Here is a 26,025-nt window from a genome sequence, read left to right as displayed (position 1 = left end):
GAAAAGGAAGATCAGAATATCTTTTTTCTCAAGTAAAATACAACCCCAAATCCTATCAGAGTCAAAATATAAAATTCAGGTCTTGAAAAAAGCACTGAAAGATTATCTGATGTTTCAGTACTGTCATGAGGAACCTGTTTCTTCAACTGATTCAGGAACCTGCTTTGAGGTGGCGTTAGTGAGATTTCCGGAATAGAGTTTAGAATATCTTTCGCGTCCGGATATCGCCCCTGTTGTATCCGGAGTTTTGCAAGACTCAGTGAAGTATCAACATCCCCGGGTAATAAAGATAATGAATCAAGGTATGCCTTCTCCGCGGATGGAAGATCACCGACCATGGAATAGAGATCTCCCTTCCGGATGAGGTTTTGTGGATTTCTTGAAGCAGGACTCATATTTTCCAGTTCTTTTGCTGCCTCAAGTGATTGATTCAGGTTGGAAAATGCCTCACTTCGCTTTTGAAACAATTCATCGCGGAGAGTTTGGTTAGATTCATGCTCAAGAGTACGATTCCATGCAGATAATGCAGAAATTAAGTCTCCTTTTTTTGCATGTGCTTCTCCTTCTTTATCAGAATAATCCGGGTTATCAGGATCCAATTTTTCAGCCATTTTGTAGAACTGAAGGGCTTTATCCCACTCAGATCTATCAAAAGAATAGTCCCCCTGTTTTTCATAACTCTCTGCAGGATTTTGATTATTATCTGGTGAGATGCTATTAGAAGGACTTAAACTGACATCATGGCTTATCGGATCTCCATGGCCGCTTATAAATTCAGGAACCGGATCCTCAACTGATGGAGAGGAGTATGTATTTCCTGCATGGTGACCGTTGAAACCTGCATTTTTGACCGTGTTTTCTTCCAATGGAACCTGACAGGAACCGGGATTTTGTAGACATCTTCCGGTTTTAAATGCTATATCTGCTTCATCCTGTCTGCCCAAATCTGATAGTACTTCTCCTTTCCATAACCACCCATTTGGCCACAATGGATCTTTTTGAACTATTAACTCAAAAATCTGAAGTGAATACTCAAGATCTCCAGAATTATATGCTACAACTCCTTCAGTAAGGCTAACCTCAGAATCACTTTGGATAACTCCGGATGCAATCCCGGACAATAAAATAATAATAAACACCATCAGACTGATCTGATAGATAATCGGCCATCTTCCGGATTTATGCATCACGGTAAGAAACCTTTTCTTGTTTTTGAGAAAAATGCGCATATAAAAGATCAAGTTCCTGCATCAGGTCATCAATCTCTCCATATCTCTGATTTTTATCAGGAGACATGCAATTAGAGATGAGGGTATCAAATTTTGAATACCCTGCTTTATGATCCGATGGTAATGTTGCAAGAGGATTTGTAACTGAAGGCATAAGACCAGTAATAAGGTAATAAAAAATGGCCCCTACCTGATAAATATCTGTTTTTTTCCCAGGATTCCCATAATTGTCAGGATCAGACTGTTCCGGAGCTGCAATCCAGCACTTATCAGGGATACGGGACTGAATCAAAACAGAAGTATCAAACCCGGAAATTTTCGGATTCAATCCTTTATCAAGGAGGATTACAGAAGGCTCTAGTAAATAATGCCTAACTCCCTGACGATGAGTATAGGCAATACCGTGGGCAAGACCCCGGACAATCCGTAAGGCAGCAGACGGAGGAATCGGCACCTTTAGATCTGCAAGAGTATACACCCGTCTTTTTTTCTGAATCGCTCCGGAAGGCAGATCAAATTCCAAAAAATAGACCGGATCACGTTCCCAATACTTTATTTGCAGAATATTCTGATGCTTTAGTGACCTCCATGCCTGAATTTGCAACTCTACACTTGAAATGGGGACATTGCCAGGATTAAGGATACGAAGAGCTACAGATTCTGAATCTGAAGATTTTATAGCGTGATAAATTGTTCCCATCCGGTCAGTACTAACGAGTGATACTGGTTGATACAGGGAAAGTAATGAATCAGGGAATTCTGAAAAAGTGGGGATAGCAGACTTATTACTACCAGTGACATCAATAGAAGGAGATTGATTTTTTATAATGGTCGCAGTTTTCGAATCATTATCAGAAACAGAAGATTTTAAAGTGCCTCCGTTATTAGTGTCGGATAATTTTTTCTCTACCAGATTTTTGTACCTCTGAAGTACCGGATCAGAATCACCATCCTCTATTCTCTGTTTAAACCATTCCAGTGACTCTGTGAACTGACGAGAAAAGTAGAGATAAATTCCCTTATTATATGGAATCCTGACAGGAATAATAAGAGATGACCTCTCTTTAAAAGAGAGAGATATTTTTCTGAAAATTGATGATGCATCGTTATCAGGATCCTCCATTTCCAGTTCGACAGGCTCCTCTTCTCCTGCTTTAATCGTAGTGGTATCTGCAGTCAGATCAAAGAGGTTTTTATTGTTTATTTTTATAACTGCAATTATTTTGTCATTTTTTTGGTAAAATTTATCAAATATCCAGGATAAATCAGGCACTTTGGAGAGGATGCGATATTGGAAATGAACAACCCGGTTTTTCTCTTTTCCATCATCACCGGTGAATGTGAAATCAATTTCAGTGGCATTATCTCCAGGATCATCATCCATTAACTCCCGGATTAGGATCCTGAATTCCCCTGGAGGAATAGAAAGATTATCTATGATTATTTCCTTTAATCCTTTATTGAAAACCTTGACTTTGAGAATTTTTTTCTCTCCCTGATGAAACAAACCGGCTATTGGATCAAACTTAACCTCTTCTTTACTCATGTTTCTTTTCTTTACAATCGAAACATACCTTTTCCCTTTTTTTGAGATAGAAGGAGGTATTATTTGCGAAACTACATATTTCACCCGCTTAAGCCTCCCGGTCATAACTACAACAGCACATACACCTATAGCGGTAAGAGTCAGGACAAGTCCCAGGATAATAAAAAAATTCGAGAGAATGAGGGTCAGAACGGGGTCGGGGTTGTCAAGTAAAAAAGACTTTTTTGTTTCTATGGTTATGAATGATCTTTCAGGACTATAGGTAACTTCGATTATCGAATTCGGAAGGACCTGAACTTTTTGCTCCATAACACCTTCATTTCCATCAACCGTGATGGTATGATAACCAACAGAAATACCAGGGATTGTGAGTGGGGTAACCCCTACATGAGTCCCATCCAACGCAACAGGAAAATGTGAATCACCTCCGGATACCTGTATTGTGCCAGAATCACCTGTTTGTACAACGCCTTCACTGATCTCCACTGGGATTACAGTAAAATCGGAGACAGGAGTTGTTTTTCCTGAAGGAAGGATTTTTACAACAGCAAACTGAAGATCCACATGGCCAGGATTATATGCAGTTATCAAGAACGGAAATTGGTAACTCTGTCCGCTATGGACACGTGAACCTTTCTGAAGAGGACTGATGAGAGGATCAACATTGATAAGACTATTATCTCCTGAATACTGAACACCAAACTTTTCTACATCATATTCCCATGCAGTCATGCCAGAGTTTCGAAACTCAATCATAACCTGAATTTCCTGCCCTGTGATCAGGGTACGAGGAATAGTATCTGTACTGAACTCACCTCCATAGTAGGAAATACCAGGTATTCCTCCGGTAACATCAGAACATACTCCGGAGATTAAGACTGAAAAAATGAGCAGAAAAAAGAGAATCGGAGATAAATAAGACCATTCATTACTTCCGGTCATGACTCGTCTCCAGAAATCAACAAATCATCAGATTCATGCGGCAACTGATTCATTTCTCGGATATCGCGTAAAAAGATTTCAACAGAAGAATAGCGATCGCGTTTATACCGTGCAACAAGTTTCTGAAAACAATAATCATACCGGGCATAATGCATATCGATTGATGACAGACGAAGTTTATCATCTCCGGAATCGACATCAACCCCTTCAGGATTGATAATTTTCCCACTGACAAACCAGAACCATATGGCACCAAGTAAAAAAATATCGGTTCTTTTCCCGGGTTTTCCAAAAAATTCAGGATCTATTTGTTCAGGAGCACGAGCAAAAAATTCTTCTTTCCCACTTCCTCCGGCACCCCTGAGCGATTCCCGGATGAGACCAGATATTTTAGGCACCATCGGTTCATCAAGGAGAATGTGCTTAGGAGATAAATGATAGTGGCGAACACCCTGTTTGTGTAGATATAAAAGACCCTCTGAAATTTTCTCTAAAAGGGGAAACCAGATATCCTCAGGGAGAGGCACCGGGAGATCAAACAGATTCATCCTCTGTTTTCCGTCATAAAACCCTCCTGCAACATACTCCAGTTCAAGCATGACGATCGGTGAAAATTCTGCCCTGAACATCCGGAGTACATACGGATGCTTTAGTTGATAAAGCAGTGAAATTTCCGTATACAATGATGAACTAATTGTTTCTGTTGTTCGTGGAATTTTTAAAGCCCGTAATTCTCCGGTATCATTCCTTCTTACAAGAATAACCGTAGCAAAAGGATCATCTCCCAGCACCCGGATAGGAGTATATCGGTCAAGTAATTCATCCGGATACCCGGGAATTTTTTTCACTATTTCAGGTTCAGCCTTCTTTTTCTTTCGATTATTCGCTTCCCGTATCCTCTCTATTGCTTCAAGAATTTCTTCATTTGAGGGATCTGATTTCAGGATTTCTTCCAGCAATAAAGCGGCTTCTTCCTCCAATCCCCATTTTAAAAGGATTTGAGCCTGATTGATATTCGCTTCAACATTATCCGGGTCAGACTGCAACAAGGTCCTGAAATATTCATATGCTTTTTCTACAACTCCACGGGCAAGAAGGGCAACACCACGATTATAGGGTATTGAAATGTTCTTTAAGAATTCAGAACCGCTTATGAGTATTCGGAGAGGGAGAACGACCTCAGGTGCATCGTCTGTTGGTTCAGATAATTCGACGGGGAGTATCCCAAAACCACCAGCCCCGATATCCATATCCTCAACACGTATTCCGTTCTCTGAATGATTGGATATACCGATACTTGCAACAGCAGACCCTGGTTTTGCCTCAATGTCACGGACCTGAATATCTATATCAGGTAATGAGGAACTTTTATCCTTGCTTTTCTGTGCAGATGCTTTCTTTTTGTGAGAGATAGTCCCGTCCTTTCGCACAACGTTTCCGGATTTAATTGATTTACCTGGATCCTCCATTCGGGCGGAGTCCATCCCTCCTGATCCACCGGTTCCGGTTGATGAAATCCCCTCAATAAGTGGTTTTTTACTATGGACTTTTTCAAGGAGTTTTTTTTCCTGTTTTAATCTCTCGCTATCCCGATCTTCAGATTCATTATCTTTTTCTTCTTTCTTTTCCTGCTTTTCTTCAAGTCGCCTTCTTTTTCGGAGCCCATGTATTGCCACACCAGAACAAGCACAAATTATCAGAAGGATAATCAGGATTAGTGGAATATTTGCTTCGATATATCCAAGAAGCGTGCCATCTGAAACAGGTCCGGCCTTTTTTTTCTCAATGACCGGAGGGTTTTCATCACCCCGGATAAATAGCCGGGTCATCGTACCCCGTTCAACATCAGCCGGATAGGTTTTATCAAAGGATTGATTGGAAACGCGGATTTCATAACTACCAGGTTTGATATCTGCGATTATTGCAGGAATGTTACCAATTGTCTGAGAACCCATTGATACTTTCATATCAAGAATCGGACTCTCGACAAAAACAGATCCATTCACCGGTGAAGAAATTCCATCTGTTGGAACAATTACTACCCTTTTCACATAGGTTTCGGTAACTTTCTGATCACCTGTTCCGGACCGCATAACCACAGAAAATTTCAGATCATACGTCCCGGGAATACCAAGAGGAAGCAGTGTAAAACCGAATGTTGCCACTTTCCCCGGAGTGATGTTCATGCCTTTTGTTAACCCGACAAATGAAGGGATTGCCGTAATTTTTGAATAATCTCCTTCATATAACAGGCCAAACCGCCTCATCTCATCTTCCCAGCTCACAAGTCCGCTATTCCTGAACGAAACAAGAACCGGGTATGAATGACCGGGAAGTACCCGGTCAGGAATCGTGTCACTCACATATGAAGGACCAAAACCTGGAATACCAATATCCAGATCTGCCAACGCTCCGGCTATAAAAGGGGAAGTACAAATTAGGCATAACGCAAGAATTCGGGCATACATCCGGAATTACCAATAATCAATCTAGTAGGTGTGCCGCCTATATAAATGCGTGGATTAGGCCTTTCTGAAAGCATTCAAGTCAGATAATAATTCATCCATCAGGTCATATCGATCAGATTTCTTCAGGGATAACATTTTTAAGACGATTGGATCATAGACTGCCAGATTTTTCCGGATCTCAGAAGGAAGAACCAACTCTTCAGAGTGATCCTTAAAAGATCCGGGTTTTCCTGATGCCTTGAACGCTTCCGGACTATATGGGAGGTATCCGGTCAGGAGTTCATAAAAGATTACACCAAGCTGATAAATATCAGTTCTTCTACCAGGATTACCATATCGTTCTGAATTTTTTTGTTCGGGGGATATAAAAGCAGCATCTGCTTCACGAACATCAGAATCCTTGATGGAAAACCCAAGTTCATTCCTCCCCCTCGCAAATCCGGATACCTTTGCCCGGAGTTTGGGAGTCAGGAGAACATCTCCGGTCTGAAGGTGGTAATGCCGGACACCGATATCATGGGCATATTTGAGGCCCTCCGCAATATCATTTATAAGGGAGACTGCATAATGCTCCCGGATTGGTTTTGGGAGCCCGCACAATGAGGTATGGTGGTTCCCCTTGTACGTTATTCCCCCAAGGTACTCATTCTCAAGATAGGACATATCATCAAGAAATTCAGACCGAAACAGATGAACAATATTTGGATGACGAAGTGAGCGCCATACTGAAGTCTCCTTCTGTAGTATTTCGCTTCCTTCCTGTTTCATATTACCAATTTTTAAGGCCCTTACCGCTCCGGTATCTTTTTTCCGGACTTTATAGACACGGGCATATGAATCAGATCCGGCAATGCCCAGTGGTTCATACCGATCACGAAGAGCATGCGGAAACCCCCACATGCCTTCAATTTCTTTCCCTTCCTGGTCTGGATCATCCACATTGATATCCGGGTTTTCCTCATCGGTTTCAATGGGTTTCTGAATACCACCCCCTTCTTCCCGTCGTAAAGTCCGGTCACGCACTGCATTTTCTTTTCCCGTGCCTGAACCGGAAGTTTTTACAGACTTCTTCTGCTCCGATAATCCTCCAGGCCCGGTATTCGTTGTGCTGTCACCCGATGTACCCCCTTTTCCCTTTTCTTTTTCAGCCCTTCGAAATCTTCCTTTTCCATCCGGAGAGGAGGATACAAGAATAATCGGCCTTGTAAACCGCCGTATCGGGTGATTTTCAGGAATACGGGTGGTATTCATCATGAGGATTTGAAATCCCAGGAATAATACAACAATAGTAATAATAAGCAGAGGCAGGTTATCGATTACCCATCCAAGGGGGGTAAATTTTAGAAGCTTTTCAGTTTTTACGGAAGGTATCTCACCGGTTGTCAGATCAACAGTAACTCTGCTGACCGATCCGGCCTCTACCTGGACCTGGGTCCATTTTGTCGGGTAATCAGGATGGGTAATGGTAATTTCATATTTCGCAGGATTTAAATCAGGGAGCGTCAGGGGAGTTATTCCTTTCTCTTCCCCGCCCATCTGAACGGTTGCCTTTGAGGGATTAGAATCAACGATTATTGATCCGACATCTCCGGAAGAGACACCTTCCTTTGGTATTACGGTTATCTTTTTGGTAAACCCATTGGAGAAAGGAGTATACTTGTTATCTCCCTTCCGGGTAGACATGGAAAAACTGAGATCATACTCTCCCGGTTTTTCCGGCGGGGTGAGGGTGAAGGGAAAAGAAAAATCCTCCTGTGTTTCCACCTTAATATCAGATGGAATTTGAGAAAAAACAGGTTCAACTTCTATTGAAGATTGTAATCCCTGGTAAAGGAGCCCGAATTTTTCAACGCCCCATTCCCATGAGACCATACCGGCATTCCGATAGGTAATGGTTATCGGATATGTTGAACCTGCTTCAATGCTCGAAGGAATCGTATCTGAAACATACTCTCCCATGTAATATCCGACATTGGAGGAGGGATTGTCATACATTCCATTCACCGCTAAAACAGGAACGCCCTGAAAAAAAATGAAAATAAGACTGATTATTACAAATCTGACAAATTTTTCTCTGAAATAATCTGAACCTGGCATTCGTCCCTTCCAAAACCTAAGAAATGTATAAACAATTCTTGCACCTATGATTCAAAAATGCACGCATCAGAGTATCTCAGACCTGAAATAGAAACGATGAATTATCCGGATCTTGAAGCCCTGATTGACGAGCGGATCCGATATACAATAGACTATGCTGCAGAGCATTCACCTTTTTATAAAAAATATTTCCGGGAACACAACGTTACCCCGGGAGATATCAAAAGTCATGAAGACCTGCTTGAATTACCCGTTATAAACGGTCAGGTTATCAGGGAGAACCAACCCCCGGTAACGCAGGAATTTATGCTTAAAAGCCTTGACTGGAAAGATGTCTACACTATTCATGAAACCAGCGGGACCAGTGGTACGCCAAAGAGTTTTTTCCTCTCCTGGGATGACTGGAAACGATATGCAGAAAAATACGGACGAATATTTGTCTCACAAGGGTTTTCACCTGGAGACAAACTGATTATCTGTGCCAGTTATGGAATGAACGTCGGTGCCAACACCATGACCCTTGCAGCACGAGAAGTAGGAATGAGCATTATCCCAACCGGAAAATGCACCTTCCCGATACGTCTTATCCAATCATATAAACCAACCGGGATAGTTGGGAGTGTATTCAAATTTTTGCGCCTGGCGCGGAGAATGAAAACAGAAGGGATGGACCCTGCATCTTCAAGTCTGCAACGTCTCGTAATCGGAGGGGAGAGTTTTGCAGATGAATCAAGAAAATATGTACAGGAGCTCTATGATTGTGAAGTTTACAACAGTTATGGAAGCACTGAAGGAACTATGTGTGGAGAATGCAAAGCACTTGCCGGCCTTCATGTTCCGGAGGATATCGTTCATCTCGATATTCATGATCCAAGGCACCAGAGATTCCTTCCGGATGGGGAAGAGGGACATATCGTACTTACAACCCTCCTGAAACCTGGAGAAAAGTGTGGCTCGCTGCTCATCAATTATGATACTGATGACACAACAAAAGTAATCAGCAGAAGCAGGTGTTCCTGTGGTAGAACCCACATGAGGATAAAAAATCCATGGCGGGAAACAGAAACCATTCAGATCTTCGAGGTTCCGATTAACCGGATAGATATAGAACGTGCTGTATTCCAGCCAGAAAACCTTCCTTCCCTAACCGGCGAATATGAAGCATTTGTATATGGAGAAGAAGAGAACGAAATTACTCTCCGGATATCAGTCGAAGCCGAGGATAAGGATGCATGCAGCATTCACGATATTTCAGATACCATCATCAACTCAATATTAAAAAATAAGCCCAAACTCGCCGGAAGTTATGATGAAGGAGTATTTCAGATTCTGATCCACATAACCGGACCTGGAGGATTAGAATTACACCAGATACGAGGCAGACCTAAAAGATTAATTGATAGGAGATAACCCCTTATTCAGGGGTTTTTTATTGCATTTATTGCAGAAGAGACAATATTCCCCAATTGTTCAACGGTCCACATCTCAGTATCCAGCACCATTTGATAAGGAGTCAGAGAACAAATATCAATATTATAATATTTTTTATAGCGAAGTGCTTCACTTGCTTCACGTTCTTCAGTTGCCTTCATTGCCGCATCAAAGTCAGCAAATTGATCACGAGCAAGAATTCGTTTCACCCTGCATTCAAGCGAGGCTTTGAGCCATATTTTCAAATCTGCTTCAGGAATCATCCATCCGGATAATCTTGCTTCAGCAATAATATGAGGATTTGAGAGAACAATATCCCGTTGTCTTTCATCGATCAGCTTATCAACCGATGGATCTTCCTCACAGAAAGCACCAAATTCTGCAAGAGTATGCCCTCGCTCTTTTGCCATCTGCCTGAATACTTCTCCGGCGGATATGACATCCATCCGGTGAATTTCAGCAAGATGATAGGTGAGTGAGGTGGTTCCACTACCAGGAAGCCCGCTGATCGTAATGCGCATTACAGTCCCCCGATATCAAGGGCCTTCCTGATTACCTGGGAAAGTGTTATGGAACAAAGCATGTACCAGATGATCCAGGCAGGAGCCGGCCCAAGAATCAGGTCGGTCAGATGAACCAGACCAAAGAATGGCATATTGATCATGGCATCAAAATTATTGAGCCTAAATATGAGCCAGAAGAAGATGGGTAACGTTATGACCATAATGTACCCCATCGGCTTAAACTGGGCCTGACTCATCTCCATCTGGTCCTTCATCATTTTATCCCGCTTGGATTCCATCTTCTTAATCTTTTTCTCATCCTTTGAGAGCATCGCTTCCCGATATTCCTTTTGGAACTCTTTCATCCGGTTTTGCGTCTCTTTCATCTTCTTATAATTAATAGTATATTTCTGGATGATAGAAGAATAAAAACCGGTCATCGCAGAAAGGATGATAATAACAATATAAAATGGTATATGAAAAGAATCAACAAGAGGACCTAATACCACATTTAGTGATGTTCCTAAGGTATTCCTGACAGATTCAATACTCGCTATAAAAAGCAGCCCCATCGCCAGGATCAGGGGCATCATACTCATCGTTGTTGATTGAGATGCCATTATGTTACCTAAGGGTCTGGACCATATCTTCTACTGCTTTTTCAAGCAAAAAGTCCGGATTTTTGATATATCGAATCGTACATCCGGTAAACATCGCATATGCTGCTGCTACTGCACGGTTAAAATCCTGATGATCCTGAATATCCCTGTATCCTTCAATATCCCGAACTCGTGATGCGTCAGATAACCTGCGTTTCAGAATTTGATCAGAATCTGTCTCTACAAGAATTATTAGATCGGGTTTTAATTCTTTTAATACCCATTCAGGTAGTCCGGCAAGAAAACCGACAGGAGTCTTAACCGATGCATGAGTATCGATTATGACGTTCCCATCAATCCGGGCAATCGCCTGGGAAGCTAGTTGTTGAAGCCGTTTTTGAGTGTTTTTATCCAGTTTCCGCATTTCATCGCGGTCCTGAACCATATTCTCTTTTTGTGCAACTTCAAACATAAAGGTACCAAAATTAATACTCTGATATGGTACCCCTTCTTCCTCAAGCCGTCTGATTGACTCAGTAATGACCGAGGTCTTTCCGACCCCGGGCACTCCGGTAATAATGACTTTCTTCCCGGTCATATTGGAATCTCTTTTATTCTTTACCAAAGAATGTTCGCATGAACGGATACATTTCCATGATCTGTTCACTGGCGATCTGTTCATAGAGGCGGTATGTAATGGAAACAGTCAGTAAGAGACCGGTACCGGATACAGAACCGATCACACCAAAGAGATTGGCTACAACCGACATTAAACCGATAAATACCCCACCAATTATAGTTACACGGGGAATGTAACGGTCAAGCACTTTTTCAAGGACTGCCGGGTTTCGCCGGTAACCAGGAATGGACATTCCGGACATCTGAATCTGACGTGCAACCGCTTTTGAATCAAGTCCAGCGGTTTTAACCCAGAACAGGGCAAATATTGCACCACCGACGACCATGAAGACAGTATCAATTCCAAGACGAATGAGTACCTCCCATGGCATATGACCTCCGGTATACATCGGCATCCACCACATCCAGTCACTTGGACTGTTAATTGGGGCCAGATACCACATCAGACCACTTGTTGGACTCTGTCCGTCAAATGTCCCAAAGATCGTAATCCCGACATTATTTAGGAACAATCCAATCATCTGGAAATTTGCCTGCAAAACACGAACGAGAATCATTGGCAGAACACTTGCGTAAATCAGCTTTACCGGGAACCTCGCCCTGGCTCCCCGGACCTGAGTATGTGCAAGGGGAATCTCAACACGGGTGGATTCCACATACACAATAAGCAGGAATATTGCGACGGTAGTGATAAATGCGATCAAATCCGTTCCGAAGTACTGGATAAAGTTAGCTCCATCGAGCACAACGGCAAAAATCCGTGGGAAGAAACCGACAGGATATGCATCGTTTACAGGGGCCCAGTTAATAAAACCGTTAATAATTGCTTCGGATATACCTGCAATAATGAACAGCCCGACTCCTGAACCAATACCCCATTTGGTTACTACTTCATCCATCAGGAAGATGAGCACTCCACCGATACAGATCTGAACAAATATCAACAATGAAAGGATTGTGGCATTTCCTCCGAACAGTGCAGATGCTACTGCCTGGTCCGGCTGTAAAAATCCTCCGACAATCATCGGGAGAGCCTCTACCACGATCATGATGAAGATCATGAGTTTCTGCAGACCCATGTACTGAATCTGACCACGTATCTCAGATGTATCAATGTGAATGAGATCCGCACCCTTGAGGAGCTGAAGAACAATTGAGGCAGTAACAATCGGTCCAATTCCTAAGTGAACAATGGATCCGCTTGAACCTGCAAGAAGAGCACGGAAGTACTGGAACATATCCTGCGATTCGGCTGAAAGTCCAAATACAGGAATATTCGTGAGAATAAAATATACAATTAAAATTGCAGCTGTCCAGGCAAGTTTGTTCTTAAAATGAACATGGCCTTCTGGCGATTTGACAGATGGCATCTTAGCCAGAATCGGCTCCATCCGGTCGAGTATCTCACCCATTCAGAACCTCCCCAAAAATAAATCAGGAGAGCAGGGCCTGACCGCCCTTGGCCTCGATCTTCTGGATCGCGGACTGGGAGAACGCCTCTGCTGTGATATTCATCTTGCAGGTGATCTGACCACCACCAAGAACCTTCGCAATTCCTATATCTGCTGCATTGAGAACGACGCATTCCCCATCGCGGGTTGCTGTTCCCTGCTCCAGAAGTGATGGAATGATCTGGTCAATCAGACCAATGTCAAGCACATCACCAGTCATTGAAGAACGGTGGTGGTGTTTAAATCCACAGGTACCATAAGTCCAGTTGGCATGGACAACCCCTCTCACGAATTTGTGATCTCGGGATCCTCCTCTGCCACGACCTCCACGGTTCCCTGCACCACGACGGTTTTTATGAGTTCCTCCACCACAGGTTCGAGAACCCCGGTACTTGGAACGCTTATTTACTGGCATTGCAATTACCTCATTTTGTAGAGGAGATCATTGATATTCTCCCCGTGATAACCCAGGGAACCACCCTGTTGGACAGTCCTCTTCGTAGTCTTATATCCTTTCCGTGGCGGGTGGAGACGAAGTACCGGCTTTAATCCGGGTACATCTGTCAGGCGGGCCTGTCCACCGGCAAGTGCTGTTGCAAATTCTGAAATTCCACCATACTGGGAATTCTCCTTCACATACTCATCAGTAAGGCGAATATCACCGATAAGACGACCACGGTTAGTAAGCAATTCTTCGAGGATTGATGCATTCACTTCACCATAAGCGATGAAATCCTTTACTTTCCGAATCATTCCGGCATATGCCGGAGTATCCGGGATAAGGACACAATGGTTGATATGATGCAGGCGGAGCATCTTAAGGGTGTCTTTTATCTCACGACGGGTCTTAACCGTTCCGCGGACCTGTACAACCGCATACATTACTCCATTCCTCCGAGACGAATCATATTCGTTGCTTGCAATGCATTGAACATTGCTTTCGCATAGTTGATGGTAGTCCGGGTCTGTCCCTGGGTCTGTACCCAGACATCACGGATACCTGCGAGCTCAAGCACTTTCTTACCAATATCTCCGGTTACAAGACCGATACCCTGTGGAGCCGGACGGAGTGTTACACGAACACTACCAGCGTTTCCGGTGACAAGCATCGGAATAGAGTGCGGATGACTGCAGCCACATTCCCATGAACCACAGCCACGACGGACTTTAACAAGATTTATCTTGGCACTCACAATAGCCTTTTTAATGGCTTCTCCAACCTGAGCATCTTTTCCCTGTCCGAATCCGACGTATCCGTCGCGATTTCCGACAATTACAACTGCTCTGAATTTTACCCGGCGACCAGAGTCGGTCATCCGCTGTACCATATTGATGTCGAGCACCTCATCGACGAGGTCCGGGAGGAATGCATCGACGATCTCAGGTTCCTTGATGGGTTTCCCGCTGGTGAGTATCTCGTCAATACTCTTAATTTCACCAGCCTGGACCATACGTCCAAGGCCGGTCAGGGGCACCCATTCTGACTTGTCAAATGCCATATCAGTTCAGCTCCCCCATGATTGCGTCAACCGTTGCTGCTACATTTGCAGGAAGGCTGCCCGCACGGTCCGGAGCATATGCCGCAATGTGTTCTCCTTTACACCGTTCATCAGCCGGAAGTATTTCCTCGTTGTGAGGAATGTCAAATCCAGCTTCTACTGCCCCTTTCAAAGCAGCAAATACCCGGGCACCCCGGGTAGCACGGTGAAGACCAATATCCATAATTGCCCCTTCCTGACCGACTTTGAGAGCTCGGACTGCAAGGAGCATTCCGGTCAGATATGCTGCCGGTGTGTTGTTCAATGAACCTTCATATCCGAATTTTCGGAGTTCTGAAGAGTTAACCGCAACATGGGTTTTGTCTCCTTCCATGTGTGCAGTGACAATCTGACAGATAATGTGACGGTTGGTCTTTCTTACAACCAGTCGTGGCCGGGTGGCAACAACCAGTTTCGTTCTAGCATGATAATTGGTTCTTCCATCACGGCGACGACGGAATGAAACAAAGTATCGTGGGCCGGTTGCCATTACTGGTTCCTCCCGATTTCTATCTGGGCTTTCATATGGGAAACAGTCCTGAACTGACCTCCGGCTGCACGGCGGTAGAAAGTCCGGTACATTGACCGTTCGATATCTCCGGATTCACGAAGTTCGCGAAGCACACGGCGTTGTGCTCGTATCCGCTGAATCCAGCGATCTTTACTATTCGTACGTGATCCTGCGGCTCCTTTCCTGCGACCCGGACCCTTACAATGACCATAACTTCGTTTGGCCATTTTTGCTCGGGCTCTGCCACGGGAATTTCCCCGCTTCTGGTGGGCGGCGATAACGCCCTCCTGGATCAGGTTTCTGATATCCTCTCGTGAGATGGCCTGCTGCACTTCGCTCAGTTTCTCGGGGTTAAACCATACACGGTTCACACCACATCCGATAACATCAGCAGCGAGGCGTCTCTGACCAGAAATCTGACTCATTTACTCCTCCTCCTCAGTTCTCTCTTCTTCTGCAACTTTTTCTTCAGATGCCTTCTTTGAACCCGGATGGCTTGCATCCTTGTAGTTCAAAATCCGGATCTTCATTTCAGCTGCCTTGTTCTGCACAAGTTCGCGTTTTTTTCTGCCGACTGTTGCAGCAATCCTGATTGCCTGAACTGCCGGGTCAACACCTTCAAGATCTTTGAGGTTAAAAACCCGGATTTCCTTAAGACCACAGGGATGCATCCCTCTGACGGCAAGAGGACTTCCATATCCGGGTGTCGGATGTGGACCTTTCGCTTTCCGTAGTTTTCTCTGCTTGCTGTGCAGACCGCGGGGCCTTCTCCAGGAGTCAGCGATAGTTTTCTTCTTATCAACACCTTCACGTTTAAAGCGTGCATCTTTGGATTTCCGGACTTTTAAAAGCCGGCGGATTTCATCTGCCATTACTGCACACTCCGTGATATAATGTAAATACCATCCTGGAAAACCCGGGGATCCCGGTTGCGGATATGAGTTGCACGCTCAATATTTGCTGCAGTGGAACCGACAATTTCTTTATCGATGCCAGTCACGGTAACTTCATCAGTTCCAACCTTTACGGTGGTACCTGGAAGAATGCGTGCGTAGCGGGGGTGTTTTTCGCCTATGAAATTTACGATTTCCAGACGTTCTCCCTGAACTTTTAACTGGATGGGAAAGTGGGCGTATACAACTTTCATTGTATACAGATATCCCTTGTTCACCCCTGCACACATATTGGTGCAGTGACTTGCAAGGGTCCCAATCATTGAGGTTACCGCTTTCTTATGTGACTCGGTTGAAAACCGGACATCTTCAGAACCAACGGTGATTTCAATTCCCGGATACCACATATCCCGCTTAAGGTCACCTTTCGGACCTTTCACGTTCAGGACGCTTCCATCCATCGTGACAGAAACTCCCGCAGGTATGGATACTATTCTCTCAACTGCCATTATTTTCCTCAGTATACGTATCCGAGCAATTCACCGCCGACTCCATTCCGGCGGGCATCATGATGACCCATGACTCCCTTTGAAGTGGAAATCATAAGCATTCCAATACTTTTGGACGGAAGGTATTGCTGTTCCCAGTATTCCATCTCATCAAGAGATACCGAGTACCGGGGAGAGATACAACCACACTTGTTAATCAAACCAGACATGGCCACTTTGTACTGGCCACCACGACCGTCCTCAATCCGGGTATAATCCTTGATATATCCGGCTTCTTTCATAATGCGGAGGAGCTCGCCAATCAGCCTCCCGGCGGGCTGTAAAATACATTCAGACCGGCCGGTATCAGAGGCATTCTTTAGCGTGCTCATAGCATCCGCCACTGTATTCAGTCTTGCCATGACACTCCCCTCAGTTCAGTTTCTTAAAGCCCATTTTAGAGGCCCATTCACGGAAACACTGGCGGCAGAAGAATATATTGTATCTGCGGACAAGTCCCTGTTTCCGACCACAAAGCAGACATTCATGGGATCCACGGCCAAATATCTTGGTCCGTTCCTTCCCGGCTTTGTTATTTGCCATTACTGTACCTCCACGCTATAGCGATCTTTCAGGAAGACTTTCGCATCATCAATGGTTACCTGCTGCTTTAGCGGTAATTTCTTCTGCTGGATGTGGCGTCTTGCAATCCGGACACCATTTCTTCGAAGAACAACGGTCACATCAAGACCAAAGATACCAACCTTTGGATCATAACTCTGGCCAGGATAATCGGTGTGTTCTTCAATACCAAAGGAAAAGTTGCCTTGTTTGTCAAAGGCGCGGGAATTTATTTTATTTTCAACGATACGGATTGAAGTCTCAAGGAATTTATGAGCAGTATCGCCCCGAAGGGTAACACGGCAGCTCATGGGAGCCCCTTTCCGAATACCGAAAGCCGGCAGAGTCTGTTTTGCAACACTCCGAACCGGAGTGTTTCCGGTAATCTCGGAGATGATTCTTTCTGCATTGACCAGTTTGTCACCGGCTTCTCCGACACCCATGTGTACGACGACTTTGTCTACAGCAACCGCCCTGTTCGGGTTCATTCTTCAATCCCCCAACGGTCAATTGCAGGTGATTCTCTTCCAACCATCACGACGTATTCTTCAATGGTCTCAAAGGTTTCACCAGACTGTTCATCTTTCAGGATGACACGATTTGGAAGGCTGCCCGGAACAGTAATACATTCAGTTACCCGTCCGACAATCCCGGAGTGTTTTCCACCGATAATCATTGCCATGTTACCGGTCTGGAATGGGAAGTGCCCCACAATCTTGTTCTTCTCTCCATCCTTTAGTGAAAGGACGATTGAATCACCGGACTTGTACTGCTGGTCAGTAATGACGTTTGAACCGTCACGGAGGTTTAACTGGATCTTTCCACCCTTTACAATCGTCTTGTTGGTAATCTTCACAAGACGAGAGGATGCTGCTTCCTCATCGATAGGAATAGAAACATGTCTTCCCTTTTTGTCACGGAGAATCCGGTAGTGTTTTCCGCTCTTTGGAATGGATACGATGTCAAAGATACCAATACCCATATCCGAATGACGGACAGGTCTGCCATTTACGATTATGTCACGAGCACGAAGTACGTGCTTTACTTCCTTCATGTTCCGGACAATGCCCATCTGGTCACGAGCCCAGACAACAATCGGAAGTGCATTTTTATTGTGCGGGCCTGGAGAAGTTTTTGTGACAAATTTATCACTTTTTCTTGCAATTCCCCAGGATTTTGGAGATACTACCCGCTTGAGGTGATGTCCCATCTTTACTCACCGCTCAGTTTCTGCTCACGTTTCTTGTCCTCAAGATTCAGATCGGTAATCACCACATTTGAGGGATCAACCGGACGGGGAACTTCAGTCCCATCTGCTTTCTTGACAGAAACTCCATCGACCACAATTCGTGCATCCTTAGTGATGACAAAGTCAACAAGCCCGGAAGATCCGGCATGGTCTCCACGGAGAACCTTTACGGTGTCACCCTTAATTACCCGAATACTCCGGCGCTTGTATTTCCCCTGCAGCTCCTTGGAAAGAGCGGCATGCAGGAGTGAGCCACGCATATGATGCGGAGCATTGTACCTGGCCTTCCTCTGTTTCCTTGGCTGACTACTAATTACTCGTACCATGTACCTCTCCTCACACAATGATGGTGGCCATTGAACCGATACGGGGATACCGAATAGCAACCTCACGGGCTACCGGACCTTTGATTTCAGTTCCTCTTGGTTCGTTCTTGTCATCCACAACAACAACTGCATTATCCTCAAAGCTAAGCCGGAGACCACTCGGGCGCCGGATTTCTTTCTTCTGACGGATAACAACTGCACGAACCAGTTTTCTCCGCATGTCGGGCGTACCTTTTTTGACCGACACGGTTGCAATATCTGCCAGCCCTAATTTTGGCTGCCTTCTCCGGACACCGTGATATCCGAAGACTGATACCACCTGGACAACACGTGCACCGGTGTTATCAGCACAGACAAGCTTTGTACCGGTGCTGACTGCTCGTGGGACTTTTATCCCAAGACCCTTCATGACCGGTTCACCTCAACCACGACGTATGTTTTCGTCTTGGAAATAGGCCTGCATTCTGCTATACTTACCATGTCACCAACCCGTGCGTGGAGGCATGGAGGGTTGTGTGCATGGATCTTTGAACTCCGCTTCTCGTATCGCTGATATTTTCTGACAAAATGAAGGTAGTCCCGCTGAACTACTATCGATCCTGTCATCTTATCGCTCACGACCTTGCCGGTGATCACCTGGCCGCGCACCGGCAAGGTGCCGTGAAACGGGCAGTTTACGTCACTGCAGTCCGTTTCAGGGACCGGGACGTTTAATCCGATATCTCTTGCCATTATGAGCCTCTATCTCTTGATTCTCATGCTGATGCGTTTTTCCGGCGCCATTACAAGCGCCTGACCATTCACATCAACAGTGGTTCCTGAAGGGAGGGTCACACGAAATATTGCCACATTTTTTGGAATATTCCGGATTCCGTCAACAGTTTTTAAAAGAAACATATTTCGTGTCTCTTCCACAACCGTCCCGGAAATCCCTTCAAGATACTGGTTTTTTGCTTGTTTCACCCGGACATCCAGACCGGTCAGTTCATGCCGGAGGATATTCTGTGGGGTGATCATGCGTGTATTCTGCGGTTCTGCTCGGTTTTCATCCGGGCAATGGTCCGACGAATTTCGCGAATCCTGCCGGCGTTTTCAGTGGAACCTCCGGCACTGACCTTTCCATGGTACTGGATAAGTTCCATCCGGAGTTTATCGACCTGTTCGACAAGTTCCACATCAGAGAGCTGTGAAACGTCCCGTGCTCGGAATATTGCCATTTACTCGTCCTCCATGAAGTCATCAGGCTCATTCACGATTGCATCAAGATCCAGGTTTTCCTCATCGTAATCTTCAGGAATACGAGTGATGTGAGCCATGTTCCGCTTTTTCTGAGTCACTTCTGCAGTAACCTCAAAGTGGTCAGGAAGCTGGGCGCCCGGTGGAATAAGTCTTACCTGAACACCAATTACACCAAGTTTCTTGATTGCAACTGCATATCCCTTATCAACAAGCGTATTTACCGGGTCACCTGAATGCTTGATATATCCTTCAACAAACTTCTGGACACGACCACGGGCACCAGTGAGTTTCCCGGATATAACGACCTCGCACCCAAGTGCTCCAGAATCCATAATCCGCCGGAGGGTTGAAGACCCGGCTTTCCTGAAATACCAGCCACGTTCAAGAGCACTTGCAAGTCTCTCTGCCATTATCTGGGCATTCAGGTTTGGATTATCGACCTGCTGCACTTCAATCTGCGGGGATTCGACACCATAAGTGGTAGCAAGATCCTGTGTCAGACCTCTTACAACCTTACCACCTTTTCCGATGACAATACCAGGCTTCTCAGCAAAGATTGTCACCTGAGTGCCAAGAGGAGTCCGGATGAGGTCCATACCTCCGTATCCTGCACGTTTCAGTTCATGACCAAGATGTCTTTCGACACGGACTTTCCTGACTCCGTCTGCAACAAATTTTCGTTCTACTGCCACAATATCAGGCCTCCTGCTCGCGGACGACCAGCTCAATGTTTACCGTCTGACGATCTTTGGGAGTTGCCCGTCCCATTGCACGAGGCATGAAACTCCTTCTTCTGATACCTCGGTTTGCACACACGTGGACAATACGAAGTTGTTCGCCTTCAAGTCCGTTGTATTCTGCATTCTTACGGACATTATTCAGCAGCCGGAGATATACACGGCTGGCTTTATGTGGGTACCGGCCGGCATCCCAGCCGACAAGACCCTTCCGGTGAGGAACATTGCGGTTAAACCGCTTGAACGGGATTGGTTTTTCAAGAGTGAGAACACCCTGCAGATATGCAGATGCATCATCCAGTTTCATACCCTTGATAAACCGTGCAATTTCAATTGCATGTTTTGGTGAGATCGGAGCCTCGTTCACGCGGCCACGGGCGATGTCCTTCCCGGTTACCTGGTTTGAATAATCAAATCTGGCCATATTCATCACTTCAGCGGAACGAATTTACTCGACCTGGTTGCACCGATACCGGCAGAACCGTGGGAAACCCGCCTTCTGGTTAATGCAAACTCTCCAAGATAATGAAATACAGATTCGGGTTGAAGTTCAACACGGATAAAATCCTTTCCGTTATAAATCTCCAGTTCCCGTCCAATCATTTCCGGGAGAATGATCATATCACGCTGATGAGTCCTGATACGTGATCTTCCCTCGCGGATGTCAGAAAGGAGTTTTTCTTCTCCAATCGTCCAGCCGCGGTTCACTTTCCTCCGGGCATAGGAGGGCATGACCGGGAGCAGATCCTGCAGACTCAATTCACGAAGTTCATCAATTTTATAGCCATGGTAGGTAAATTCCTCCTTCCGTCGTGGCAGTTTCTTCTGTACTTTCTTTGCCATCCCGTTCACCTCCTTCTTCCAGTCCGCCTGGCTGCAACATGCCCAACCTTTCTACCAGGAGAAGTACCACGACTTACCGTCTTTGGTCTGCCCGGATGCTGATGACCTCCACCACCGAATGGGTGATCGATGACATTCATGGCAATACCTCTGACTCTTGGCCAGGTACTTGCGGTATTTTTCATCTTATGATATTTCTTACCGGCTTTCACGAACGGCTTTTCATTCCGCCCACCACCGGCAACGATACCAATTGTTGCACGACACAGACCGTTAAACCACTTGGTTGAACCACTTGGCATCTTGACTGCAACGCGACCTTCCATCTTATCGGTAACTGTTGCCTGGACACCACTGGCGCGGACAAACTTTCCGCCGTCATTTGGACTTGCTTCAATGTTACAGACTGATGAACCTGTTGGAATTGACTGAAGCGGAAGAGTATTTCCATTCTTGATTTCTGCTTCAGGACCCCAGGCAAGCATATCTCCGATACCCATACCTTCAGTTACCAGAACGTAGGTCTCTTTTTCACCCGGAACATCAACCAGGGCAATCGGAGTATGACGTGCCGGGTCATGCTCAATATCCACAATCTTATAAGTGACTGTCTCGCCAGAACGACCGAGGTGTCTGAGTGCAGCTTTATACCGGTGTGAAGGTGCACGATATGTCGGGCTTCCATGTCCACGACTCTGTGTTGTTATTCTATGTCCCATGCTTGCACCTCACATTATTCCAAGCCGGCTGAGAATCTCTTCGGCGGCTTTCGGATTTGAAAAACTCACCATTGCTTTCTTTTCTCCCCGGTTTGTCATCATAGTCCGGACCGCTGTCACCTGCTGATCAAACATCTTTTCTATTGCAAGTTTAATCTGGAATTTTGATGCCTTACGGTCAACAATGAACTGAATCTGACCGTCACGCTCAACGATCATACTTGCTTTTTCTGTTGCGTAGGGATATTTCAGAATCATTACTGCTCACCACCGAGTTTTTTTACGGCATCTTCAGTCCAGAGTGTAAGCCGGGCTGCATGAGTTCCGGGTGCAAGCAGTTCGACATTGAGGTTATCCACAAGACAAACATCAACACCAGCAAGGTTTTTGGCTGCCCGGAGGTTTTCATTCGCGGTGACAATAAGAAGACTCTTACGCTGTTTGTAACGGCGTCCACGAAGTTTACCACGGCCGGCACGGACCTTCCGTGACCGTTCTGCCCGTTCAACATCTCCATATACACCAATTGCACGAAGCGCAGTAATTACTTCTTTCGTCTTTTTCAATGATTCAAACTCGCCTGAAAGAACAAACGGAAGAGAACCGCTGAAAACGTGACCTCTTGAACGAACAAGTTCATCAGAGATGGTTGCTGCAATCGCTGAATTTATCGCTTTCCGCTTTTCTTTCTGGTTGATTGCGCGAACCAGAATTTTCTCAACTTTGGGAGGATGTGCCTCACGCCCACCCTTTGCCTGCGGTACCTTTGCGGCTCGGGAACTGTTTTTCAGACGTGGAACGTGTGAAACACCACGGCCACTTCCCCACCCGACAGCAGATGCAGAAATTCCTGCATAGGGATATGCACCATGTGGCTGGTATCGGCGGCTCTGTTGAGCGATGACCGCTTTTTTGATGAGATCAGGGCGATATTCTGAACTGAAGACCGATGGAAGATCAATTTCATGGGCCACAGTTCCGGTAAGTGTCAATACCTGTGCTTTCATTTATTTCACCCCTGCTTACTCTCCAGACTCACAAACCCGATAGTCGGTTCACGGATCTTGTGTTCTCCGAGGCGTATTGCATGTCTGATTCTAATCAAACGCTTGGACGGTCCTGGAACTGAACCTTTTATCAGCACATACCGTGCACGGACTTCTCCATAGTTAATGAATCCGCCTTCAGGAGTTATTTCAGCACCGTTTTCACCAATCTTAAGCAGACGCTTGTTAAATTCGGTTCTCTGGTGATATCCCATCTGACCCATCATCGGAACCTGCCAGCGGACGTGATGTGGAGTCCATGGTCCAAGAGTTCCGACATGACGCTCTTTTTTACCACGGGAATGTTTTCTTTTCCTGAGGTGTACACCCCAGCGTTTTACCGGACCCTGGGTCCCTTTTCCTTTGGTGATGGCAGTCACATCAGTGTACTGACCCACCTGGAAAAGAGACCGGATGTCAAAGTCCTTGCCAAGAACACTCAGCCCGTACTCGAACCGTTCAGTCATTGAACCACCGTCAATGCGTGTTTCCATAAGGTCCGGGACCTTCTTTGGAACACCGGTCAGAACTGCGGGATGAGTGTAGGTAAGAGCAAAGACATCTACAATCTTATCTGCCTCAAGCGCTTCACGAATCTTCTTTTCTGCATCTTCGCGCTTGTAGTTCTTTGAAAGATTCAGTCTCCGGCTCAGTTCCTTATCAAAAGAGTCTGCCCAGATTTCTGTCAGGACATGGTTTCCATAGGTGTCATGGCGATAGACACGAATTGCTGCAATCCGCATATCCGGAACCTCTATCACCGTGACTGGCACCATGACATCCTTTCCTTCATTCGGGCTGCTGACATGGTCATCTACCATGACAATATGGGTCATCCCCACTTTGTATCCTGCAAAACCCTGGAGTGCAGGTTCTCCCTGGTACGCGGGCCAGGCATGGTACTTTGGAACAGGGCCTTTTGCTCTCTTCCTTGGGCTGTAAGCCAGAGAACCCATGCGAGGTCTGTGAATATTTGGCATGTATCAATCAGTCCTTCTTTACTGTATCTGGGAACATCTGCGAAATCCGCACATGTTTCGATGCAGGAAAGAGACACGGGACATGAGCTGTATATGCGCTTTCGCGATAACTGCTGTCTGCCAGGAACGATTCTATGATCCCTCCCTACATCGCGGAGATCCTCTTGGATATGCAGAGAACCTGCCAGAATAACTACTCACACGTGTAGACAGATCGTTTTAAATCGCCTGGATACCGGTCTCTCGTAAGATGCGTGATAACTCGGCTTACCCTGCAAGCAGGGTTCGGGCCGCATCGTCCACCCTTGCCGACATCACATCCCACTCTATCAGCCCATTGCAATTAAAGCAATTTTAGTCTGTTTCATGACTGAAAAAAGTCAGAATCATAACATTCAGACAACCAGGAATCAGATTCCCTGGTGCCTAGGCTTCCTTAATATTCACCAAAATAGGGTATAAAGATTTGGCATCCTACTCATTCAAAGTAAAGATCGCCATCATCCTTAAGGTAGACCTCAATTTTTTCCCGGATGAGGCGCGATTTATTTTTCTCAGGTATATCATCCCGAATCCGGTTCATTAATTGAATACTATCATATTTTACCTTAATTCCGGCACTTTCAGCTTCTTCAAAAATTTTAGTGACAGCTTCAAAGAGATCAGATCCTTTCTCGATTGTACAAAGATGCTGTGCATCAAGACTATAAAAGAAATCAAGGGTCTCGCGGGCTCTTTTAATATTTTCCATTGCCGATTTTTCGATTGTGCAGATGTTTGCTTTTGAAGTGTGAATAATATCGGCAATTTGCTGTTGAGTAAGGCCTGAACGCCTGTACCTGAGCACTTCTTTTTGACGGTCAGTTAATAGCCCTTCTTTCATAAAGAATCTTGAACATCAAAATTTAAACTGGTTTCGTTAACCCGGTCAATAATCAGACAAGGTTAACAATAAACAACCAATTACCGATAAAATATATCTATCCGCGCCCTCCGGGTGTTTTTTGACAAAAAACGATTTCACAATATTTATTATGATATTTTGTCAAAGTATCGTTGAACACACAGAGGTGTAGAATGGTTGTAAAAGTAGGAATTGCAAAACTTGGAAATATCGCCAGCGGTGTCATGGCTGAACTTCTCCTTGACGAGCGTGCAGACCGTGAAGACATGCAGACCTTCATGGCCACTTCAGGAACAAAACTCCAGCCGGAAGATATCGACCGCGTAGTTACCAACATGAAAGCATGGGCACCAGATTTCTGTATTGTGGTCTCCCCGAACGGAGTTCTCCCAGGACCAAAGGGCGCACGTGAAGCACTCGGCGCAGCTGGCATCCCCTGTGTTGTCATAACCGATGACATTACCTCCAAGAAAGAGGAGTGGGAAGCACTCAAGGCAAGCGAATTCGGATACATCATCATGAAGGGAGACTCCATGATCGGTGCCCGTCGTGAATTCCTTGACCCCATTGAAATGGCAGACTACAACGGTAACCTGGTAAAAGTTCTCTCCCTCACCGGGGCATTCAGAAAACTCCAGGTTGCTCTCGATGAAGTAATCGACCAGGTTAAAGCAGGAAAGAAGGGTAAGGATCTTGCACTCCCGAAGATCGTCATGACTTCAGACAAAGCTGTTGAGGGAGAATTCAGCAACCCATACGCATATGCAAAGGCACGTGCAGCATATGAAATCGCGCAGGCAGTAGCCGGCGTTAATGTCAAGGGTTGTTTCATGACAAAAGGATTTGAAAACTACACCCCGATAGTTGCATCTGCACATGAGATGATGCGCCAGGCAATGGTTCTCTGTGATGAAGCACGCGAGATGGAAAAGGCAACTGATGCAGTAATCCGTAAACCACACAAGAACGATGGTACACGGGTTGCAAAGAAAACACTCATCAGCAAGCCAGAATAAAATCCTATAA

The 26,025-nt window shown here is 45.4% G+C and carries 34 protein-coding genes; 2 read left to right on the top strand and 32 right to left on the bottom strand.

Annotated elements, in window-relative coordinates; translation table 11 throughout:
- Positions 1-11 precede the first annotated feature (11 nt).
- From DLD82_RS10205 to DLD82_RS10190, 4 genes are all read right to left on the bottom strand, one after another.
- A complete protein-coding gene (locus DLD82_RS10205) occupies positions 12-1,229 on the bottom strand; it encodes a tetratricopeptide repeat protein (protein WP_109941003.1) in 1,218 nt (405 codons plus the stop codon).
- Entirely contained in the window at positions 1,180-3,717 is a 2,538-nt protein-coding gene (locus DLD82_RS10200) for a protein kinase domain-containing protein (protein WP_109941002.1), read from the bottom strand. Before DLD82_RS10200 ends, DLD82_RS10205 begins: the two co-directional genes overlap by 50 nt.
- The gene (locus tag DLD82_RS10195; RefSeq protein ID WP_181391366.1) at positions 3,714-6,125 is read right to left on the bottom strand and encodes a protein kinase domain-containing protein; all 2,412 of its coding nucleotides are present in this window, start codon (positions 6,123-6,125) and stop codon (positions 3,714-3,716) included. The genes DLD82_RS10200 and DLD82_RS10195 overlap by 4 nt, the downstream gene beginning before the upstream one ends.
- Positions 6,126-6,239: 114 nt before the next feature.
- Positions 6,240-8,282 (bottom strand): protein kinase domain-containing protein, encoded by a 2,043-nt coding sequence (locus DLD82_RS10190; RefSeq protein WP_109941000.1) that lies wholly within the window; start codon positions 8,280-8,282, stop codon positions 6,240-6,242.
- A gap of 57 nt (positions 8,283-8,339) precedes the next feature.
- Between DLD82_RS10190 and ftsA the strand changes: the two genes are divergently transcribed.
- The gene (gene ftsA, locus DLD82_RS10185; protein WP_109940999.1) at positions 8,340-9,692 is read left to right on the top strand and encodes a coenzyme F390 synthetase; all 1,353 of its coding nucleotides are present in this window, start codon (positions 8,340-8,342) and stop codon (positions 9,690-9,692) included.
- Between the two features lie 8 nt (positions 9,693-9,700).
- Here the strand turns inward: ftsA and cmk are convergent, their stop codons facing one another.
- From cmk to DLD82_RS10045, 28 genes are all read right to left on the bottom strand, one after another.
- The gene (gene cmk, locus DLD82_RS10180; RefSeq protein ID WP_109940998.1) at positions 9,701-10,234 is read right to left on the bottom strand and encodes a (d)CMP kinase; all 534 of its coding nucleotides are present in this window, start codon (positions 10,232-10,234) and stop codon (positions 9,701-9,703) included.
- Entirely contained in the window at positions 10,234-10,836 is a 603-nt protein-coding gene (locus DLD82_RS10175; RefSeq protein WP_245920415.1) for a DUF106 domain-containing protein, read from the bottom strand. Before DLD82_RS10175 ends, cmk begins: the two co-directional genes overlap by 1 nt.
- Positions 10,837-10,840: 4 nt before the next feature.
- Positions 10,841-11,413, bottom strand: coding sequence for an adenylate kinase (locus tag DLD82_RS10170; RefSeq protein ID WP_109941077.1), 573 nt, complete (start codon positions 11,411-11,413; stop codon positions 10,841-10,843).
- 13 nt (positions 11,414-11,426) lie between these two features.
- Positions 11,427-12,866 carry a preprotein translocase subunit SecY gene (secY, locus tag DLD82_RS10165; protein ID WP_109940996.1) on the bottom strand — a complete coding sequence of 480 codons (1,440 nt, stop codon included), beginning with the start codon at positions 12,864-12,866 and terminating at the stop codon, positions 11,427-11,429.
- A 22-nt stretch (positions 12,867-12,888) separates the two neighbouring features.
- Positions 12,889-13,320 (bottom strand): uL15m family ribosomal protein, encoded by a 432-nt coding sequence (locus DLD82_RS10160; protein ID WP_109940995.1) that lies wholly within the window; start codon positions 13,318-13,320, stop codon positions 12,889-12,891.
- A 5-nt stretch (positions 13,321-13,325) separates the two neighbouring features.
- Entirely contained in the window at positions 13,326-13,787 is a 462-nt protein-coding gene (locus DLD82_RS10155; RefSeq protein WP_109940994.1) for a 50S ribosomal protein L30, read from the bottom strand.
- Positions 13,787-14,404: a 30S ribosomal protein S5 gene (locus DLD82_RS10150; protein ID WP_109940993.1), complete on the bottom strand. Its 618-nt coding sequence runs from the start codon at positions 14,402-14,404 to the stop codon at positions 13,787-13,789. Before DLD82_RS10150 ends, DLD82_RS10155 begins: the two co-directional genes overlap by 1 nt.
- Before the next feature lies 1 nt (position 14,405).
- Positions 14,406-14,933 carry a 50S ribosomal protein L18 gene (locus DLD82_RS10145; RefSeq protein ID WP_109940992.1) on the bottom strand — a complete coding sequence of 176 codons (528 nt, stop codon included), beginning with the start codon at positions 14,931-14,933 and terminating at the stop codon, positions 14,406-14,408.
- Positions 14,933-15,379: a 50S ribosomal protein L19e gene (locus DLD82_RS10140; RefSeq protein ID WP_109940991.1), complete on the bottom strand. Its 447-nt coding sequence runs from the start codon at positions 15,377-15,379 to the stop codon at positions 14,933-14,935. The genes DLD82_RS10145 and DLD82_RS10140 overlap by 1 nt, the downstream gene beginning before the upstream one ends.
- Positions 15,380-15,826 carry a 50S ribosomal protein L32e gene (locus DLD82_RS10135; RefSeq protein WP_109940990.1) on the bottom strand — a complete coding sequence of 149 codons (447 nt, stop codon included), beginning with the start codon at positions 15,824-15,826 and terminating at the stop codon, positions 15,380-15,382.
- Positions 15,826-16,356: a 50S ribosomal protein L6 gene (gene rpl6p, locus DLD82_RS10130; protein WP_109940989.1), complete on the bottom strand. Its 531-nt coding sequence runs from the start codon at positions 16,354-16,356 to the stop codon at positions 15,826-15,828. Before rpl6p ends, DLD82_RS10135 begins: the two co-directional genes overlap by 1 nt.
- An 8-nt stretch (positions 16,357-16,364) precedes the next feature.
- Positions 16,365-16,757 (bottom strand): 30S ribosomal protein S8, encoded by a 393-nt coding sequence (locus DLD82_RS10125; protein WP_109940988.1) that lies wholly within the window; start codon positions 16,755-16,757, stop codon positions 16,365-16,367.
- A 10-nt stretch (positions 16,758-16,767) separates the two neighbouring features.
- Positions 16,768-16,938, bottom strand: coding sequence for a 30S ribosomal protein S14 (locus DLD82_RS10120; RefSeq protein WP_109940987.1), 171 nt, complete (start codon positions 16,936-16,938; stop codon positions 16,768-16,770).
- On the bottom strand, positions 16,938-17,444 hold the full coding sequence (locus DLD82_RS10115; protein WP_109940986.1) for a 50S ribosomal protein L5: 507 nt from the start codon (positions 17,442-17,444) through the stop codon (positions 16,938-16,940). Before DLD82_RS10115 ends, DLD82_RS10120 begins: the two co-directional genes overlap by 1 nt.
- Positions 17,441-18,166, bottom strand: a complete 726-nt coding sequence (locus DLD82_RS10110; protein ID WP_109940985.1) for a 30S ribosomal protein S4e — start codon at positions 18,164-18,166, stop codon at positions 17,441-17,443. Before DLD82_RS10110 ends, DLD82_RS10115 begins: the two co-directional genes overlap by 4 nt.
- A gap of 2 nt (positions 18,167-18,168) precedes the next feature.
- Complete coding sequence (gene rplX, locus DLD82_RS10105) at positions 18,169-18,531, bottom strand: 50S ribosomal protein L24 (protein ID WP_109940984.1); 363 nt, start codon at positions 18,529-18,531, stop codon at positions 18,169-18,171.
- A 10-nt stretch (positions 18,532-18,541) separates the two neighbouring features.
- Positions 18,542-18,940: a 50S ribosomal protein L14 gene (locus DLD82_RS10100; RefSeq protein WP_109940983.1), complete on the bottom strand. Its 399-nt coding sequence runs from the start codon at positions 18,938-18,940 to the stop codon at positions 18,542-18,544.
- Positions 18,937-19,263 carry a 30S ribosomal protein S17 gene (locus tag DLD82_RS10095; RefSeq protein WP_109940982.1) on the bottom strand — a complete coding sequence of 109 codons (327 nt, stop codon included), beginning with the start codon at positions 19,261-19,263 and terminating at the stop codon, positions 18,937-18,939. The genes DLD82_RS10100 and DLD82_RS10095 overlap by 4 nt, the downstream gene beginning before the upstream one ends.
- Positions 19,264-19,272: 9 nt before the next feature.
- Positions 19,273-19,548, bottom strand: coding sequence for a ribonuclease P protein component 1 (locus DLD82_RS10090; protein WP_109940981.1), 276 nt, complete (start codon positions 19,546-19,548; stop codon positions 19,273-19,275).
- Positions 19,545-19,748: a 50S ribosomal protein L29 gene (rpmC, locus tag DLD82_RS10085; protein WP_109940980.1), complete on the bottom strand. Its 204-nt coding sequence runs from the start codon at positions 19,746-19,748 to the stop codon at positions 19,545-19,547. The genes DLD82_RS10090 and rpmC overlap by 4 nt, the downstream gene beginning before the upstream one ends.
- On the bottom strand, positions 19,749-20,462 hold the full coding sequence (locus DLD82_RS10080) for a 30S ribosomal protein S3 (protein ID WP_109940979.1): 714 nt from the start codon (positions 20,460-20,462) through the stop codon (positions 19,749-19,751).
- 4 nt (positions 20,463-20,466) lie between these two features.
- Positions 20,467-20,931, bottom strand: a complete 465-nt coding sequence (locus DLD82_RS10075) for a 50S ribosomal protein L22 (protein ID WP_109941076.1) — start codon at positions 20,929-20,931, stop codon at positions 20,467-20,469.
- Between the two features lie 5 nt (positions 20,932-20,936).
- The gene (locus DLD82_RS10070) at positions 20,937-21,350 is read right to left on the bottom strand and encodes a 30S ribosomal protein S19 (RefSeq protein WP_109940978.1); all 414 of its coding nucleotides are present in this window, start codon (positions 21,348-21,350) and stop codon (positions 20,937-20,939) included.
- A gap of 5 nt (positions 21,351-21,355) precedes the next feature.
- Complete coding sequence (locus DLD82_RS10065) at positions 21,356-22,069, bottom strand: 50S ribosomal protein L2 (protein ID WP_109940977.1); 714 nt, start codon at positions 22,067-22,069, stop codon at positions 21,356-21,358.
- Positions 22,070-22,078: 9 nt separating this feature from the next.
- Positions 22,079-22,327, bottom strand: coding sequence for a 50S ribosomal protein L23 (locus DLD82_RS10060; RefSeq protein ID WP_109940976.1), 249 nt, complete (start codon positions 22,325-22,327; stop codon positions 22,079-22,081).
- On the bottom strand, positions 22,327-23,076 hold the full coding sequence (rpl4p, locus tag DLD82_RS10055) for a 50S ribosomal protein L4 (protein ID WP_109940975.1): 750 nt from the start codon (positions 23,074-23,076) through the stop codon (positions 22,327-22,329). The genes DLD82_RS10060 and rpl4p overlap by 1 nt, the downstream gene beginning before the upstream one ends.
- 5 nt (positions 23,077-23,081) lie before the next feature.
- Positions 23,082-24,095 (bottom strand): 50S ribosomal protein L3, encoded by a 1,014-nt coding sequence (rpl3p, locus tag DLD82_RS10050; RefSeq protein ID WP_109940974.1) that lies wholly within the window; start codon positions 24,093-24,095, stop codon positions 23,082-23,084.
- A 478-nt stretch (positions 24,096-24,573) separates the two neighbouring features.
- Positions 24,574-24,978 (bottom strand): Tfx family DNA-binding protein, encoded by a 405-nt coding sequence (locus tag DLD82_RS10045; RefSeq protein ID WP_109940973.1) that lies wholly within the window; start codon positions 24,976-24,978, stop codon positions 24,574-24,576.
- A 194-nt stretch (positions 24,979-25,172) separates the two neighbouring features.
- On the opposite strand from DLD82_RS10045, the gene DLD82_RS10040 reads away from it, so the two are divergent.
- Positions 25,173-26,015, top strand: a complete 843-nt coding sequence (locus DLD82_RS10040; protein ID WP_109940972.1) for a F420-dependent methylenetetrahydromethanopterin dehydrogenase — start codon at positions 25,173-25,175, stop codon at positions 26,013-26,015.
- Positions 26,016-26,025 lie beyond the last annotated feature (10 nt).

It is taken from the genome of Methanospirillum stamsii (genome assembly GCF_003173335.1).
Classification (GTDB): Archaea; Halobacteriota; Methanomicrobia; order Methanomicrobiales; family Methanospirillaceae; genus Methanospirillum; species Methanospirillum stamsii.
This window is presented reverse-complemented; position numbering and strand designations above follow the sequence as displayed.

What these genes read in the sequence shown, in the direction of transcription:
- rpmC (WP_109940980.1), bottom strand. Translation starts at nt 19,748, where the DNA reads ATGGCAATATTCCGAGCACGGGACGTTTCACAGCTCTCTGATGTGGAA.
- rpl3p (WP_109940974.1), bottom strand. Translation starts at nt 24,095, where the DNA reads ATGCCAAATATTCACAGACCTCGCATGGGTTCTCTGGCTTACAGCCCA.
- DLD82_RS10205 (WP_109941003.1), bottom strand. Translation starts at nt 1,229, where the DNA reads ATGCGCATTTTTCTCAAAAACAAGAAAAGGTTTCTTACCGTGATGCAT.
- ftsA (WP_109940999.1), top strand. Translation starts at nt 8,340, where the DNA reads ATGCACGCATCAGAGTATCTCAGACCTGAAATAGAAACGATGAATTAT.
- DLD82_RS10125 (WP_109940988.1), bottom strand. Translation starts at nt 16,757, where the DNA reads ATGGCAAGACTGAATACAGTGGCGGATGCTATGAGCACGCTAAAGAAT.
- DLD82_RS10150 (WP_109940993.1), bottom strand. Translation starts at nt 14,404, where the DNA reads ATGGCATTTGACAAGTCAGAATGGGTGCCCCTGACCGGCCTTGGACGT.
- cmk (WP_109940998.1), bottom strand. Translation starts at nt 10,234, where the DNA reads ATGCGCATTACGATCAGCGGGCTTCCTGGTAGTGGAACCACCTCACTC.
- rplX (WP_109940984.1), bottom strand. Translation starts at nt 18,531, where the DNA reads ATGGTACGAGTAATTAGTAGTCAGCCAAGGAAACAGAGGAAGGCCAGG.
- DLD82_RS10090 (WP_109940981.1), bottom strand. Translation starts at nt 19,548, where the DNA reads ATGATCACCCCACAGAATATCCTCCGGCATGAACTGACCGGTCTGGAT.
- DLD82_RS10170 (WP_109941077.1), bottom strand. Translation starts at nt 11,413, where the DNA reads ATGACCGGGAAGAAAGTCATTATTACCGGAGTGCCCGGGGTCGGAAAG.
- DLD82_RS10060 (WP_109940976.1), bottom strand. Translation starts at nt 22,327, where the DNA reads ATGATTCTGAAATATCCCTACGCAACAGAAAAAGCAAGTATGATCGTT.
- rpl4p (WP_109940975.1), bottom strand. Translation starts at nt 23,076, where the DNA reads ATGAAAGCACAGGTATTGACACTTACCGGAACTGTGGCCCATGAAATT.
- DLD82_RS10190 (WP_109941000.1), bottom strand. Translation starts at nt 8,282, where the DNA reads ATGCCAGGTTCAGATTATTTCAGAGAAAAATTTGTCAGATTTGTAATA.
- DLD82_RS10135 (WP_109940990.1), bottom strand. Translation starts at nt 15,826, where the DNA reads ATGGCAGATGAAATCCGCCGGCTTTTAAAAGTCCGGAAATCCAAAGAT.
- DLD82_RS10115 (WP_109940986.1), bottom strand. Translation starts at nt 17,444, where the DNA reads ATGAACCCGAACAGGGCGGTTGCTGTAGACAAAGTCGTCGTACACATG.
- DLD82_RS10095 (WP_109940982.1), bottom strand. Translation starts at nt 19,263, where the DNA reads ATGGCAAGAGATATCGGATTAAACGTCCCGGTCCCTGAAACGGACTGC.
- rpl6p (WP_109940989.1), bottom strand. Translation starts at nt 16,356, where the DNA reads ATGGCAGTTGAGAGAATAGTATCCATACCTGCGGGAGTTTCTGTCACG.
- DLD82_RS10160 (WP_109940995.1), bottom strand. Translation starts at nt 13,320, where the DNA reads ATGCCAGTAAATAAGCGTTCCAAGTACCGGGGTTCTCGAACCTGTGGT.
- DLD82_RS10100 (WP_109940983.1), bottom strand. Translation starts at nt 18,940, where the DNA reads ATGAAGGGTCTTGGGATAAAAGTCCCACGAGCAGTCAGCACCGGTACA.
- DLD82_RS10175 (WP_245920415.1), bottom strand. Translation starts at nt 10,836, where the DNA reads ATGGCATCTCAATCAACAACGATGAGTATGATGCCCCTGATCCTGGCG.
- DLD82_RS10040 (WP_109940972.1), top strand. Translation starts at nt 25,173, where the DNA reads ATGGTTGTAAAAGTAGGAATTGCAAAACTTGGAAATATCGCCAGCGGT.
- secY (WP_109940996.1), bottom strand. Translation starts at nt 12,866, where the DNA reads ATGGGTGAGATACTCGACCGGATGGAGCCGATTCTGGCTAAGATGCCA.
- DLD82_RS10155 (WP_109940994.1), bottom strand. Translation starts at nt 13,787, where the DNA reads ATGTATGCGGTTGTACAGGTCCGCGGAACGGTTAAGACCCGTCGTGAG.
- DLD82_RS10140 (WP_109940991.1), bottom strand. Translation starts at nt 15,379, where the DNA reads ATGAGTCAGATTTCTGGTCAGAGACGCCTCGCTGCTGATGTTATCGGA.
- DLD82_RS10065 (WP_109940977.1), bottom strand. Translation starts at nt 22,069, where the DNA reads ATGGGACATAGAATAACAACACAGAGTCGTGGACATGGAAGCCCGACA.
- DLD82_RS10145 (WP_109940992.1), bottom strand. Translation starts at nt 14,933, where the DNA reads ATGGCAACCGGCCCACGATACTTTGTTTCATTCCGTCGTCGCCGTGAT.
- DLD82_RS10120 (WP_109940987.1), bottom strand. Translation starts at nt 16,938, where the DNA reads ATGGCAAATAACAAAGCCGGGAAGGAACGGACCAAGATATTTGGCCGT.
- DLD82_RS10200 (WP_109941002.1), bottom strand. Translation starts at nt 3,717, where the DNA reads ATGACCGGAAGTAATGAATGGTCTTATTTATCTCCGATTCTCTTTTTT.
- DLD82_RS10110 (WP_109940985.1), bottom strand. Translation starts at nt 18,166, where the DNA reads ATGGGACATCACCTCAAGCGGGTAGTATCTCCAAAATCCTGGGGAATT.
- DLD82_RS10070 (WP_109940978.1), bottom strand. Translation starts at nt 21,350, where the DNA reads ATGGCAAAGAAAGTACAGAAGAAACTGCCACGACGGAAGGAGGAATTT.
- DLD82_RS10075 (WP_109941076.1), bottom strand. Translation starts at nt 20,931, where the DNA reads ATGGCCAGATTTGATTATTCAAACCAGGTAACCGGGAAGGACATCGCC.
- DLD82_RS10045 (WP_109940973.1), bottom strand. Translation starts at nt 24,978, where the DNA reads ATGAAAGAAGGGCTATTAACTGACCGTCAAAAAGAAGTGCTCAGGTAC.